General features: G+C 69.8%; 12 protein-coding genes. 10 read left to right on the forward strand and 2 right to left on the reverse strand.

Annotated features, from left to right (window positions below; genetic code table 11):
- The first annotated feature begins 3 nt into the window (after positions 1 to 3).
- Positions 4 to 1,272 (forward strand): alginate lyase family protein, encoded by a 1,269-nt coding sequence (locus AOK08_RS07160; RefSeq protein WP_055524601.1) that lies wholly within the window; start codon positions 4 to 6, stop codon positions 1,270 to 1,272.
- Between the two features lie 304 nt (positions 1,273 to 1,576).
- On the opposite strand, the gene AOK08_RS07165 is transcribed toward AOK08_RS07160, so the two are convergent.
- Positions 1,577 to 2,248 carry an IclR family transcriptional regulator gene (locus AOK08_RS07165; RefSeq protein ID WP_055524602.1) on the reverse strand — a complete coding sequence of 224 codons (672 nt, stop codon included), beginning with the start codon at positions 2,246 to 2,248 and terminating at the stop codon, positions 1,577 to 1,579.
- Between the two features lie 378 nt (positions 2,249 to 2,626).
- On the opposite strand from AOK08_RS07165, the gene AOK08_RS07170 reads away from it, so the two are divergent.
- The 7 genes from AOK08_RS07170 (at position 2,627) to AOK08_RS07195 (ending at position 10,658) form a co-directional block, all read left to right on the forward strand.
- On the forward strand, positions 2,627 to 5,500 hold the full coding sequence (locus AOK08_RS07170) for an AfsR/SARP family transcriptional regulator (protein WP_055524603.1): 2,874 nt from the start codon (positions 2,627 to 2,629) through the stop codon (positions 5,498 to 5,500).
- A gap of 114 nt (positions 5,501 to 5,614) precedes the next feature.
- Positions 5,615 to 5,752 carry a hypothetical protein gene (locus tag AOK08_RS45565; RefSeq protein ID WP_157876589.1) on the forward strand — a complete coding sequence of 46 codons (138 nt, stop codon included), beginning with the start codon at positions 5,615 to 5,617 and terminating at the stop codon, positions 5,750 to 5,752.
- Between the two features lie 289 nt (positions 5,753 to 6,041).
- Complete coding sequence (locus AOK08_RS07175; RefSeq protein WP_063794029.1) at positions 6,042 to 7,967, forward strand: RiPP maturation radical SAM C-methyltransferase; 1,926 nt, start codon at positions 6,042 to 6,044, stop codon at positions 7,965 to 7,967.
- Positions 7,949 to 8,539: a DUF5825 family protein gene (locus AOK08_RS07180; protein WP_157876590.1), complete on the forward strand. Its 591-nt coding sequence runs from the start codon at positions 7,949 to 7,951 to the stop codon at positions 8,537 to 8,539. Before AOK08_RS07175 ends, AOK08_RS07180 begins: the two co-directional genes overlap by 19 nt.
- Positions 8,540 to 8,597: 58 nt before the next feature.
- Positions 8,598 to 8,939, forward strand: coding sequence for a hypothetical protein (locus AOK08_RS07185; protein ID WP_055524605.1), 342 nt, complete (start codon positions 8,598 to 8,600; stop codon positions 8,937 to 8,939).
- Positions 8,932 to 9,879: a hypothetical protein gene (locus tag AOK08_RS46365; RefSeq protein ID WP_055524606.1), complete on the forward strand. Its 948-nt coding sequence runs from the start codon at positions 8,932 to 8,934 to the stop codon at positions 9,877 to 9,879. The genes AOK08_RS07185 and AOK08_RS46365 overlap by 8 nt, the downstream gene beginning before the upstream one ends.
- The gene (locus tag AOK08_RS07195) at positions 9,876 to 10,658 is read left to right on the forward strand and encodes a class I SAM-dependent methyltransferase (protein WP_055524607.1); all 783 of its coding nucleotides are present in this window, start codon (positions 9,876 to 9,878) and stop codon (positions 10,656 to 10,658) included. The genes AOK08_RS46365 and AOK08_RS07195 overlap by 4 nt, the downstream gene beginning before the upstream one ends.
- Before the next feature lie 28 nt (positions 10,659 to 10,686).
- On the opposite strand, the gene AOK08_RS07200 is transcribed toward AOK08_RS07195, so the two are convergent.
- Positions 10,687 to 12,000, reverse strand: coding sequence for an MFS transporter (locus AOK08_RS07200; RefSeq protein ID WP_079053886.1), 1,314 nt, complete (start codon positions 11,998 to 12,000; stop codon positions 10,687 to 10,689).
- A gap of 427 nt (positions 12,001 to 12,427) precedes the next feature.
- On the opposite strand from AOK08_RS07200, the gene AOK08_RS07205 reads away from it, so the two are divergent.
- Positions 12,428 to 12,862: a hypothetical protein gene (locus AOK08_RS07205; RefSeq protein WP_055524609.1), complete on the forward strand. Its 435-nt coding sequence runs from the start codon at positions 12,428 to 12,430 to the stop codon at positions 12,860 to 12,862.
- A partial coding sequence (locus AOK08_RS07210; protein WP_241826861.1) for an FAD-dependent oxidoreductase occupies positions 12,859 to 13,076 on the forward strand: 218 nt, incomplete at its 3' end. The genes AOK08_RS07205 and AOK08_RS07210, both read left to right, overlap by 4 nt.

Raw genomic sequence — 13,076 nt, forward strand, 5'->3', positions numbered from 1 at the left:
CCAATGAGCCGCACTTCCCCCCACCAGCACCTCCCCACAGGTCAGTTGAGCCGTCGCGGTCTGCTCAGGACCACGGGCGGTCTCACCGCGGCCGTCGCTCTCGGCGCTGCGTCTGCCGCAACCACGGCGGTCGTCGCCGCCCCATCGGCGGACGCGGCGCCCGCGACCTTCACGCACCCCGGCATGCTGCACAACGCCGGTGACATCAACCGGGCCAAGGTCAGGGTCGCCGCGGGCAACGACCCCTGGCTGTCCGGCTGGAAGCGCCTGACCGCCAACTCCCACTCCCAGTCCACCTGGACCAACCGGGCCACCGCCACGATCGTCCGCGGAGGCGACGGACAGAACTACCCCGTGCTCTACAACGACATCGCCGCCGCCTACCAGAACGCCCTGCGCTGGCGCATCGGCGGCACGGAGGACAACGCCCGATGCGCGGCCACCATCCTCAACGCGTGGTCGAGGACCCTGAGAACCGTCACCGGCAACGCGGACCGGTTCCTCGCCGCCGGTATCTACGGCTGGCAGTTCGCCAACGCCTGCGAACTCATGCGCGGCTACAGCGGGTTCGACCTCGCCGCCGCCCGGGAGATGCTGGTCAGGGTCTTCTACCCGCTCAACAACCAGTTCCTCAACGACCACAACGGCGCCTGCATCACCAACTACTGGTCCAACTGGGACCTGTGCAACATGGCCTCGGTGATGGCCATCGGGATCCTCACCGACAACGCCGCCAAGTACGACCAGGCCGTGAACTACTTCAAGAACGGCGCCGGAAACGGCGCCATCCGCAGGGCGGTGCCCTTCCTGTACTCCGGCGTCGAGGGATACGACCTCGGCCAGTGGCAGGAGTCCGGCCGCGACCAGGGCCACACCATGATGGCCATCGGCCAGATGGGCGCCCTCTGTGAGATGGCCTGGAACCAGGGCGACGACCTCTACTCCTACGACGGCCGCCGCTTCATGAAGGCCGCCCAGTACGTGGCCAAGTACAACCTCGGCAACAACGTCCCGTACACCACCTACAACTGGGGGAGCGGCCAGAACTGCGCCCCGCAGTCACAGACCGTGATCAGCGCAGCCAGCCGCGGCCAGGTCCGCCCGGTCTGGGCCATGCTCCACTACCACTACAACCGGCGCGTGAACCTCGACGACAAGTACATCAGCCAGATGTGCTTCTCGGTCGCCCCCGAGGGCGGCGGCGGTGACTACGGCACGACCAGCGGTGGCTTCGACCAGCTCGGCTTCGGCACGCTGATGTACGCCAAGTAACCGGGTACGCCGAACAGCCCTCTCATCCGCTCGTGCGCCGGAATACCGGGCCACATGAGTTGCTCCGATCTTCATGGTGCACGAGCGCGGTGAGGAGGCTGGTGGACGAATGACGGCAGTCCAGGCAGACCCCGTGGTGAGCACGCCCTACGGTTCGGTACGGCCGGTACGTGAACGGCGTCGCCGTGTTCCGGGGCTCTGCCTTGGTAGGCAGCCGGCTGTAGCGTGAAGCCCGGTGAAGCGAATCTTTGTACGCCCCGACACATCAGGATGAATCGCCCCGCTCGGGTCCGCGGTCTCCGCCTCACCGGCGGCGCAGGCCGACGCTGATCACCTGGCCGGTCTGACGGGCGGCTTCCCCCAGCCGCTCCAAGTGGTGCGTGGGATCGGTCAGGACGCAGAGGGCCGCCACCGGTGCGCCGTCCGCGCCGAGCAGCGGTACCGCCGCGCAGCACACCCCGCTCACCACTTCCTCCCGATCGAACGCGACACCCCGGTCCCGGATCGCGGCGGCCTCCTGCGGCCAGGACGCGGGGAACGGCCCCAGAAGGGGATTCGGGCCGGCCCCGGCCACCAGAGCCTTGCCCGCCGCGGTGAACCATGGCCAGGTCGTACCGGTCCGCGGCAGTACTGGCCGCTCGGCCTCGCCGGGACTCCACTCCACCATCAGGGTCTCGCCCCTCCACAGCACGGCGATCCCCACCGTCATACCGGTTGTCTCCACCAGACGCCGCACCGGCTCCCTCGCGACGGACCGCAACCGGGGATGCGGCTGCCACTCGCGCCCGAGGCTGAAGATCCGCAGTCCCACCCGGTAACTCCCGCGGCACCGCTCCACCGCGCCCAGGTCCGCCAGCTGTTCCAGCAGCCGGTAGGCGGTCGTCTTGGGCAGCCCGCACTCGGATGCCAGCCTTGTGGGTCCGGCCTCCACGGCCCGTTCCACCGCTTCCAGCAACGCGAAGGCACCCTCCAGCACGCTCCGTCCGCCGACGCCCGCCGCGGAGGCCGCAGCCGGGACAGTCGCACCGGCCGTACCCGCGGCCGTCCCCGCAGACCCGGGTGGCGGCGATGGAAGGCCCCCCGGCATGGCCTCCGACCGCTGCCCCGCCCCCTGTGTCCCCGGTGCGATCACTCCACGTCCGGTCAACTCGTCGCCTCCCCGCTTGCCTCTTGTGCGGACGGCGGGCGAAGGCCTCCGCCGCCGAGCCTGGACGCGATGCGGTCGTCGCCCGTCTGTTCGACCGCCTCAGCAGACTGGCACCGGTGTGTGGGTTGAAACCTTGCCGAAGGCTTGTCGCTTCGCACGCACGTCCGCGAAAAAGGGAGAACACTCTTCCGAGAGGGGGCGGGTGACATGGTGGACGTGCAGTTGCTCGGGCCTGTGGAGCTGTCGGTGGGGGGCCGCGTGGTGGAGGTGGGGCCGCCACAACGCCGTACGGTGATGGCCGCCCTGGCGGTGGACGTCGGCCGGCCCGTCGCCGTCGACGTGGTCATCGAACGGGTCTGGGGCACACGTGCGCCGGACGGGGCGCGGACCGCGGTGCACGCCCATGTCGCCCGGATCCGGCGGGTGTGTGAACAGGCCGCGCAAACGGCGAGAGAGCCCTTACGTCTTGTGCGGCGCTCGGGCGGGTACTTGCTGGAAGCCCGCCCGGGCCAGGTGGACTTGTACCGGTTCCAACAACTGATCGACCAGGCACGGTTGCTGGAGCGGACCGACCCGGCGCGGGCGCGGCTGCTGGGCGACGCGCTCGGCCTGTGGCGCGGAGAACCCCTGTCCGGTCTGCAGGGGCAGTGGGCAGCGCGGATGCGCGAGGCCTGGCGGCGACAGCGCCAGGACGCCGCCGTGGGATGGGCTCGCGCGGAGCTGCGCCTCGGTGATCCCGCGTCCGTCATCGGCCCGCTGACCGGTCTGCTCGGGGAGTATCCGTTGGCGGAACCCCTGGCCGAAGCGCTGATGCGGGCGCTGCACGACACCGGGCGCAGCGCGGAGGCACTGGACTGGTACGCCGCTGTCCGCGAACGGCTGGCGGAGGAGCTGGGTACGGATCCGGGGCCGGCGCTGCGACAACTGCACCAGACGATCCTGCGGGGCCACGGGTCCACGTCCGCCGCACGGCCCACGCCCCCGCCACAGTGGCTGTCGGCGGTGGTGCGGTCGGCCGAGCCTCCCGCCCAACTGCCCATGGCCGTACGCGGATTCACCGGCCGTGACGAGGCGCTGGGCCGCCTCGCAGCGATCCTCGCCTCGGCGGAGAACGAGTCCGCGGCGGTGGTGATCTCGGCGGTGTCGGGCATGGCGGGGGTCGGGAAGACGGCGCTGGCGATGCACTGGGCGCGCCAGGTGCGGAGCGCGTTCCCCGACGGGCAGCTGTATGTGAACCTGCGGGGGTTTGATCCGCGGGGGGCGGTGGTGCCTGCGACGGAGGCGGTACGGGGTTTTCTGAACGCCCTCGGGGTGCAGCCGGAGCGGGTGCCGCCGGGCCTGGAGGCCCAAGCGGGGCTGTACCGGAGTCTGTTGGCGGGGCGGCGGATGATCGTGGTGCTGGACAACGCCCGGGACGAGGAACAGGTCCGTCCGTTGTTGCCGGGGTCGGTCGGTTGCATGGCGCTGGTGACGAGCCGGAACCGTCTGACCGGGTTGGCGGTGACGGAGGGCGCCCATCTGCTGGCGGTGGAGTCGCTGAGTCCGGACGCGGCGCGGGACATGCTGGCGGAGCGGCTCGGGGCGGGACGGGCGGCGGCCGAGCCGGAGGCCGTGGCGGACATCGTCGCCTCGTGCGGGGGACTGCCGCTGGCGTTGGCGGTGGTGGCGGCCCGTGCGGCCATAGAGCCCCGCAGGCCGTTGGGGGCGCTGGCGGAGGAACTGAGGGAGGCGGGCGGCCGGCTGGACGCACTGGACGTGGGGGAGGAGGCCAGCCGGGTGCGGGCGGCGTTCTCGTGGTCCTACAGCGTGCTCAGCGCCGGTGCGGCCCGGATGTTCCGGCTGCTGGCCCTGCACCCGGGGCCGGACGTGGGTCACGCGGCGGCGGCCGCGCTGGCGGGGGTGCCGCCGGAACGGGCCCGGGGACTGCTGAGCGAACTGACCGGCGGGCACCTGCTGGTGGAGCAGGTACCGGGACGGTACGCGTTCCACGACCTCCTGCGGGTGTACGCCGGGGAGTTGGTGGCCGCGTGCGACGGTGAGCGGGTGCGGCGGGAGGCGTTGCACCGGATGATGGATCACTACCTGCACACCGCGAGGGCGGCCGATGTACTGGTGACTCCGCAGCCCAATCCGGTGGCCACGCCTCCGGCCGCGCCCGGTTCCAACGTGGGTGAGCCCGCCGACTACGAGCAGGCGCGGGCCTGGCTCGTCGCCGAGCACGCGGTGCTGCTGGAGATCGTGCGGCAGCCGCCGCCGGACTTCGACGGCCATGTGTGGCGGCTGGTCGCGGTGTTGACCACCTTTCTGGACCGGGACGGGTACTGGCAGGTGCTGCTGGCGGCCGGGCACACAGCGCTGGCCGCGGCCCGGCGTGAGGGTGCCCTGGCCGGTGAGGCGGCTTCCTACCGCAGTCTGGGGCTGGCGCTGGACCGGTTGAAGCGCACGGGACCGGCCCGGGAGCACTACCTGCGAGCACTGGAGCTGTTCGGCATGCTGGGCAGTGATGCGGGCCAGGCCCGTACGCATCAGCATCTCGCGCGGATGTCGGGGGCACTGGGGCGTCCCCGACAGGCGCTGGAGCACGCGCTCCGGAGCTTGGAGCACTACCGGAGGGCGGGCGACCGGGCGGGGCAGTCCGCGGCGCTGAACCACATCGGCTGGCGGCAGGCGAACCTCGGCGACCACCTCGGCGCGTTGGTCCACTGCGAGCAGGCTCTGGAGCTCGCCCGCGCCACCGGGGACGTGGACGGGCAGGCCCACATCTCGGACAGTCTGGGCTACATCCATCATCACCTGGGCCGGTATCAGGAGGCGGTCGACTGCTACCGTCAGGCGGCGCAGCTGCACCGCGCCACCGGCGAGCGCCACAGCGAGGCCGCCTGTCTGCTCTGCCTCGGCGACAGCCACCTCAGCGTCCAGCAGCCCGGCGCGGCCCGCGAGGCATGGACGCGGGCCCTGGCCCTCACCGACGAACTCGGCCTCCCCGACGACGACCCCCTGCGCGCCGGAATCCGCGACCGCCTGGGCTTCGCGGCCACCTCGGACAGTCCTTCCGACCCCGTCCCGGTCCAGCCCCAGTAGGCCGGGGCACCAGGCCGGTCGTTCCAGATCTTCGGTCCGCTGAGCGGAACAGAGCTCGACAGGGCGTTCCACGCCGACCACACTTTCGGAGCGTTATGACGCACCGGCGCCCTTTTGCTCCTTTCGCGCGCCGGTTCCTTCGAGCGGTGGAGGGGAGGGAACCTCATGGAGAAGACCATCGTGGAGAACGACCCGCAGATCGACGATCAGGATTCGGCCCTGATCTCGGTGTCGGTCAGCGTCAGTTTCTGACGCTGTCACAACGGGTCCCCACCGTTATTCCGTGGGGATTTCAGGCGCTTCCGGTGCGACCGGATGCTCCGGTCGCACCGGAAGCGTTCAACTTCGAGCGACCGGGGGGAGGAGTGTCATGGAGAAGACCGTTGTGCGCAACGACCCGCAGATGGAAAACCGTGAGGACGTCAATTCGATTTCGGTTTCGGTGATGGTGTACGTCACCTTCTGACCAGCGCGGCCTCGCTTCCAAGTATCGCTCCGTGCTTCCGGCGCCCGGGAGACACGGGCTCACGCCGGAGGGCATATGAAGATCACGCTGGTCTGCATGCCGTGGGCCACGACAGCAACTCCGTCACTCGCGCTCGGGATTCTTTCGCGAAGGATCGCGGATACATTTCCAGAGATCGAGACGAAGACCCTCTACGCCAACATAGAGTTCGCCGACTGGATGGACCAGCAAGGAGGACTCGGCTCCCCCGAATTCAGTTTCTTCTCCTTGCACAGCTATTTCCTGGGATGCGGCGACTGGGTGTTCTCCTCCGCCCTCTACGACGACCCTTCGTGGCGGGTGGACGAGTTCACCGCCGGGTTGAAGGGAAAGATCACGGACAATCAGATGGAGACATGTCTGCGGCTGCACCGGATCGTTCCCGACTTCATCGAAGCCACCGCGCGGCAGATAGTCGCCGACGGTCCCGATCTCGTGGGCGCGACCTCGACGTTCCAGCAGAACGTGGCGTCACTCGCGCTGTTGCGCCGGATCAAGGAGCTGGCGCCCGGCATCACGACCGTCATGGGCGGGGCCAACTGCGACGGTCCGCAAGGGGAGGCGCTGCACCGCAACTTCGGCTTCCTCGACTACGTCGTACGCGGCGAGGCGGAGCGGGCGTTCCCCCAACTCGTCGAGGCCCTTCGTGGGGGTGGCGAGCCGGACACATCGCACATACCCGGCCTGTGCCGGCGTGACGGCGACACCAGTGTCAGCAATCCGGCGGCGGACCGGCTCCTGGCGCCGTCCGAGATCCCGGCGCCCGACTTCGACCCCTACTTCGAGCGTCTCAGGCGCTCCCGAGTGCAGTCCTGGTACGAGCCGGTGCTCGTGGTCGAGGGCGCGCGCGGCTGCTGGTGGGGCGAGAAGCACCACTGCACGTTCTGTGGACTCAACGGTTCGGCGATGACCTTCCGCAGCAAGAGCCCGCACACCTATCTGGACGAGATCCTCACGCTCGCCGAGCGCCACCGCGTGCTGGACTTCTACGCCGTGGACAACATCCTGGAGATGTCCTTCCTCGACTCCGTCCTGGACAAGCTCGCCGAGGCACCCTTCGACCTGCGCATCCAGTACGAGGTCAAGTCGAACATGAAGCTGTCGCAGATCGCCCAGATGCGTGCGGCCGGGGTGGTCAGCGTCCAGCCGGGCATCGAGAGCCTCAGCAGCCGCGTACTGAAGATCATGGACAAGGGCGTGAGCGGCACCCACAACGTCCGCTTCCTCCGGGACGCCGAGACCCACGGGCTGTCGGTGGCGTGGAACTACCTGTACGGGTTCCCGGGGGAGACCCAGGACGACTACCTGCCCCTCATCGAGCAGTTTCCGGCCCTGCACCACCTCCACCCCAGCACCGGGGCGAACAGGATCGCGCTGGAGCGTTTCAGCCCCTACTTCGACCGCCCCGAACTGGGCTTCACCGACCGGCGGCCGAACCCGCAGTACGCGATCACCTATGACCTGCCGGAGGCCGAACTGACCGACCTCGCCTACCTTTTCGAAACCCCCGCCCAGGGCATCGACCGCAAGATCGGCGAACGGCTCGCCGATGCTCTTCAGGAGTGGTCCGACAACTACATCCGCAGCAGCCTGTCCTACGTCGACCTCGGTGACCGCATCGCGCTCACCAACTCCCGGCCGGGCTTCTCCTGGCGGTCCATGACCCTGGAAGACCCGGTCGAGGCCGAGCTGTTCCGCGCCCTGCACGACCCCAGGTCGGTCGACCAACTGGTACGCCGCGCGGGCCAGGGCGGTCACGCCTGGGACGAGAACCGCGTCGAGGCCCTGCTGACCGACTGGCGACGACGGGGACTGATCTTCGTCGAGGGCGACCGTGCCGTCCACCTCGCCACCGAGGACGAGAACCAGTTGCTGTGCCGCATCCGGCGCGACTCGCAGACCGGCGGACCCGAGCTGGCCCTGCAACTGGCCGAGGAGCCCACATGCGTGACGATCTGCTGACCCCACCGTCCACCACCTCGGAGGGCTCGCTCGCCAGCCGTCACGTGCACGACCTGTACGGGCGAGGAGTGCGGTACGCCGAACTCGACGAGCCCGTCAACCTGAGCTCGCCCACACCCCGTGATCTGCGCGCACTCGACTTCCTCCGGGTCGCCACCGCCCGGGGCCTGCTGGTGCGCTGGCAACTGAGAGCAGGCCGGCGGGCCGATCCGGCCCTGACGGCACGCGACCTGACGCACCTTCAGCCACCGGCCTCCCTCGACGGCGCCCGGTCGGCCGAGCGTCTCACCGAGTGGCGGAACCGGTTCTACATCGGCCGCTGTGTCTGGCGCCGAGGCCCCGGTTTCGTACAGATCCGCGACCGGCGGGCCGGCGTGCTGCAACGATTCGACCTGGTCCAGCCCGCATACGTACAAGCCGTGGCCCAACTGGAGCGACAACAGGTGGGCGACGTCGATCCCGACGTCCTCTCCGCGCTGCGCGCCGAGCACCTCGTGCTGAACTTCGGCGGCCTCGACTGGTGGGCTCCCTGCCTCATCGACCGGTGGCCCGTCCCGTCCATGGTCCTGTGACCGATGCCGCAGCCTCCCTGACCGAACCTTCCTGACCGAACCTCCCGAAGGAGCCGGCATGGTCAATGACGTCGCGGCCGCGGTCCTCGCCTGTGGGGCCGTGGCCTGGCTGGTGTGGCGCGGGTTCTTCACCCCACCGGGGTCCTTCGGGTCCTGGGCGATGTTCTCCCATATCGGCGGCTACCGCGCCCGGCTGCACGACGTACGCGACGGGCAGCCCGTCTGCCCCTGGGAGTACGAACTGCGCCAGGACCACTTCGGCTCTCCTGAGGCGCTGGCCTCGCTGGTGTGCTACCTCGACGAGGAACACGGCCTGCGCGTGGTCGGGGAGGGCGTGCTCCTGGTGCCTTTCGGCCACATCAGGATCGCGGTCAGAAACGGCAGGATCGTGCGTGCGTGATCTGCTGCCGACCGCGTTCCCGGTGCACGGCACGGCGGCCGGACCGGCGCTGTGCTTCTTCCGCCTGATCCTGGCGGCCGCCCTGCTGTGGAAGATCACCGCCGACCATGTCTACGGCATGGCGCGTTTCTTCGACCTTCACCCCAAGTCGTTGGTGCGATGGCGGTACGAGCGCGACGACATGGCCGTCAAGGTGTTGCTGAGCCCACTCGCGTTCAAGGTCTTCTACGCTGCCCGGGCCATGGCGGTGCTGTGCCTGCTGGCAGGAGTGCTCACCCCGCTCGCCGCAGGAGTCGTGGCCGCCTGGTGCATGTTCGAGTTCACCTTCGACCGCAAGTTCAACATCCTGTTCCTGGGCATGATGTGCGTCCCGTTCGTCTTCGCCTCCGGAGCCGATGCCTATCTCAGCCTGCAGTCGCTGCTGGACGCCCCGTCCCCGGCCGCGTTCCTCGATCCCGCGCGGGCGCCGGGGCCAGGAGGGCCCTCCTGGCCGCAGGCCGCCGCGGTCGTGCTGATGTTCCAGGTGTACTGGAGCAGCGCCTGGTTCAAGGCCGCCTCCCGCCAGTTCACCAGCGGGGACACTCTGCAGAAGATGTTCGAGCAACTCGCCTCCCTGCGTGACGAACTGCCCCCGGGCCGGCGCGAATACTATTTCCCCGACTGGTTCACGCGCCGTTTCGCCACCGCTGACCCGTCGCTGGCCGCCCGCCGTTGGCGCCTGCCCTCACTGGCGACGATCGTCGTGGAGGCCGCGCTCCCTCTCCTGCTGATCTTCCCGGCCACCTGGCCGGCGGGCACAGTCCTGGGCCTGCTCATGCACGCCGTCTTCACCGCGCTGCTGCCCAAACGCCTCGTCCCCTTCGGACTCGCCTCGGTGGGCACCTATGTGCTCTTCCTTCCGCAGCACACGTTTGTGACCCTGATCGGAGGACTGATGTGACGGACCAAACGGTGTGGGCGCCCACCAGTTTCGGCGCCCGTGCGCACGACTACGACCGGCTGCGCCCCGGCTACCCCCTCGAAGCCCTCACCGAGGCCCTGTCCGCCCTGGGCGTCGGCCCGCCGGGCACCGCGCTCGACATCGGATGCGGGACCGGCAAGCTCGCGGCCGCGCTGGCGAAGCTCGGCCACGAGGTCACCGGGGTCGAGCCGGACGCGCGGATGGCTGAGGTCGCCTCGGCCAACGGGCTCGCCGTCGAGGTCGGTACCTTCGAGTCGTGGGAGCCGGGCGGCAGGCGGTTCGACGTGGTGGCGTGCGGCCAGGCCTGGCACTGGCTGCGGCCCGGGGAACGGACCCGGAAGGCGGCGCGGTGTCTCGGCACGGCCGGCCGGATCCTGCTCGCCTGGAACTTCGGCTCTTACGCGCCGTGCGACGCGGCCCGGCTCAACGCGGTCTACGCGTCCGTCCTCCCGGACGGCCTGCCGGCCGGATCGGGCGGCCGGGTCTCACTGTCCGAGTCCGACCTCGACGGATACGCCGAGGAACTGCGATTCCACGGATTCCAGCACGTGACGAGGATCGCCGTGCCCTGGCAGACCCGTCTCACCTCCCGGCAATTCTGTGAACTGCTGGCCACCGAGAGCCGCCACCTCGCTTTGCCCGAGGAGGTGCGGCGGCGGCTGTTGGGCGAGGTGGCCGCCTTTCTCGACGCGGAGAACGGCGGCGAGATCGGCGTGGACTACCGGTGCCTGGTGGTGGGAGGGTCTGCCGCCGGGTGACATCGCCGTGCCCCGGGCCGGCCGCAGCTCACAGGACGGTCTGTCCGTCCGGGTCGGTGCGGGGCTCCGACTCCCTGTTGCCTTCCGGCGGTCTGCCCAACTGGCGGACGACCGGTACGACATGATTGGCGGCCGCCAGAAGGGCCAGGCCGACGGTGATGGCGATCAGGGGGGCATCGACTCCGAGACCGTCCGCCAGCGCGCCGCACACCACCGGGGCGAGCCAACCGCAGGACTGCGAGGCCATGTTCGCCGACGTCATGACACGTGCGGTGATGGCGTCCGGAACCATCGCCACCATGCCGCTGGCGAACACGACGTTCAGCGGAGTCACAAAGAAGATGCTCGCGCCCAGGCACAGGGCCGCCAGCCATGGCCAGGCCGCAAGCAGCACGATTCCGCCGACGCCCGCGGTGACCATCCAGGAGACGATCAGGATGATCCGGTAGCCGGACATGTGTTGTACGACCCATCCGGCGGCGAGTGCGCCGCCGAGACCGCACGCCGTGGCGATCGATTCGGCCGCGCCGATCTGCGAGGGCGACGCGCCGTGGTACCGCAACGTCACGATGAACATGAAGCCGATTCCGGTGAAGAACAGGTTCATCAGCGCCATCCACAGCAGTGCGTACCGCAGGAACGCGCTGCCCCGGATGAAGGCCAGCCCCGCGCCCAGGTCGCGGCGCAGCGGAGGGCGGTCGGCGGACCGGTCCGCGGCGTCGGGTCCCAGCGGGGTGCGCAGGAACAGGCAGGCGATGGCGACGGCCCCGAAAGAGAGGGCGTCCACGAGGAACGGTGCCCAGCGCGCCCACGAGAACAGGGCCCCGCCGAGCGGCGCTCCGGCCAACTGGGCACCGTAGTCTCGTGCCTCGACCCGGGCGAAGGCGGTCCTGACCTGCGACTCGGGGACGACGCGTTTGACCAGGGGTGCCGCCGCGCCGGCGAACGCCGCCGACGCCAGGCCCTGCACCAACGCCAGAACCGCGATCAGCGGCAGCCATAAGCGCCCGGCGGCCACGATCCAGAAGACGACGCCCATCGCGGCCAGTTGGACCAGTGAGGACCCGACCAGCAGAGCACGTCTCGGATAGCGGTCGGCGGCCACCCCCGCGGGCAGGAGACCGACCACCAGACCGGCACTCCCGCAGGTACCGACGACCCCGGCAGCGGTGGCGGACCCGGTGGCAGCCAGGACCAGCAACGGGAACGCCAGGGTGGAAACACTGGTGCCCAGCCTGGACACCCCCACCCCGGACCACCAGATGTTGTAGTCCCGGTTTCGCCACAGCGGGGTGGGCTCCGGCCCTTGTGGATCGGCTTTCCGTCCGTTGTTTTGGGCCACGGTTCAACGTATCGCCGCCCACCGAAGCGTGTCGACCCCGCGAGCAGACGGGAATGCATCAACTGGCCTAGCAGGAAGGGCAGTTGAGTAACGGAGCGCGCATGTTCCGGGCTGTCGCGGGGATCCTGGGGCCTCCCCTTCCCGCTCATGCGGACAGACCCCAGTGACACTTGGAGCACGGTGGGTGTCGTGGCAGTTGGCTCAACGGAGTTCGGCGGACACGAACGCCGGCAACCCGAACCGTCAGGTACGGCTCTCGTTTCTGGGTGCCGCGTATGAAGCCTGACCACAGGAGTGCGTTGTCGGGGAGTTTGTCCGGATCCGAACGCTTGCCACCTCCGGAAGCGGGGCAGTGATCACAGCCATGTGCCGCCCCTGGACGGATGGCCGGATGACGGACTGCCGGAGCGGCCGGGAGGAAGGACACATGGCGGACGTGGACAGGGAATTATCGGACCGATTCGGTGAGTTCGTCGCCGTGTCCGCCTCGTTGACCGGGTTCAGCGTTGCCGAGCTGGAGGCTGTGGGGCTGGCGGAGGACTACGCGGCCGTCGTGGCGGGGCGGACCGAGGCCGGAAGTCTGGCACTGCTCGCCGGTGCGCTGGAGCAGGTCGGCGGTCTGCGCGGCGTGCGGGACGAGGGGCTGCTGGAGACGGCCAGAGCGGTCACGCACCTTTGGTACACCGGCTGTTGGCCGGGAATAAGAGGCGAGAGTCCGTTCGTGGTCTCACCGCGGGCGTACGCCGGGGGCCTGGTGTGGCGAACGTTCGGCGGGAGCGCGCCCGGTACCGCGCAGCCGGGTTTCGGGTCGTGGGCCGAGCCGCCCGCCGCGCCCACCCGGAAGGCGGAGACAGGCCGGTGACGGTGAACGGACGTCCGGCCGGGCCGCGTTACGACGTGATCGTGGTGGGGGCGGGGATCGCCGGATCGCTGGTGGCGAGAGCGCTGGGCGAGCGGGGGCGGCGGGTACTGGTGCTGGAGGCCGGAGTGCGTGCGGCCGACCCGGCGCGAGGCCACCTCGAGGCACTGGAGACGTACCGATCGGCGGCGGCCAAGGTACCCGGCTCCCCCTATCG

This window comes from Streptomyces graminilatus, assembly GCF_001418565.1.
GTDB classification, from domain to species: Bacteria; Actinomycetota; Actinomycetes; order Streptomycetales; family Streptomycetaceae; genus Streptomyces; species Streptomyces graminilatus.

Bases quoted from the DNA above. Each gene is read 5' to 3' on its own strand.
- AOK08_RS07160 (WP_055524601.1), top strand. From the start codon at position 4: ATGAGCCGCACTTCCCCCCACCAGCACCTCCCCACAGGTCAGTTGAGC.
- AOK08_RS07170 (WP_055524603.1), top strand. From the start codon at position 2,627: ATGGTGGACGTGCAGTTGCTCGGGCCTGTGGAGCTGTCGGTGGGGGGC.
- AOK08_RS07175 (WP_063794029.1), top strand. From the start codon at position 6,042: ATGAAGATCACGCTGGTCTGCATGCCGTGGGCCACGACAGCAACTCCG.
- AOK08_RS07180 (WP_157876590.1), top strand. From the start codon at position 7,949: ATGCGTGACGATCTGCTGACCCCACCGTCCACCACCTCGGAGGGCTCG.
- AOK08_RS07185 (WP_055524605.1), top strand. From the start codon at position 8,598: ATGGTCAATGACGTCGCGGCCGCGGTCCTCGCCTGTGGGGCCGTGGCC.
- AOK08_RS07205 (WP_055524609.1), top strand. From the start codon at position 12,428: ATGGCGGACGTGGACAGGGAATTATCGGACCGATTCGGTGAGTTCGTC.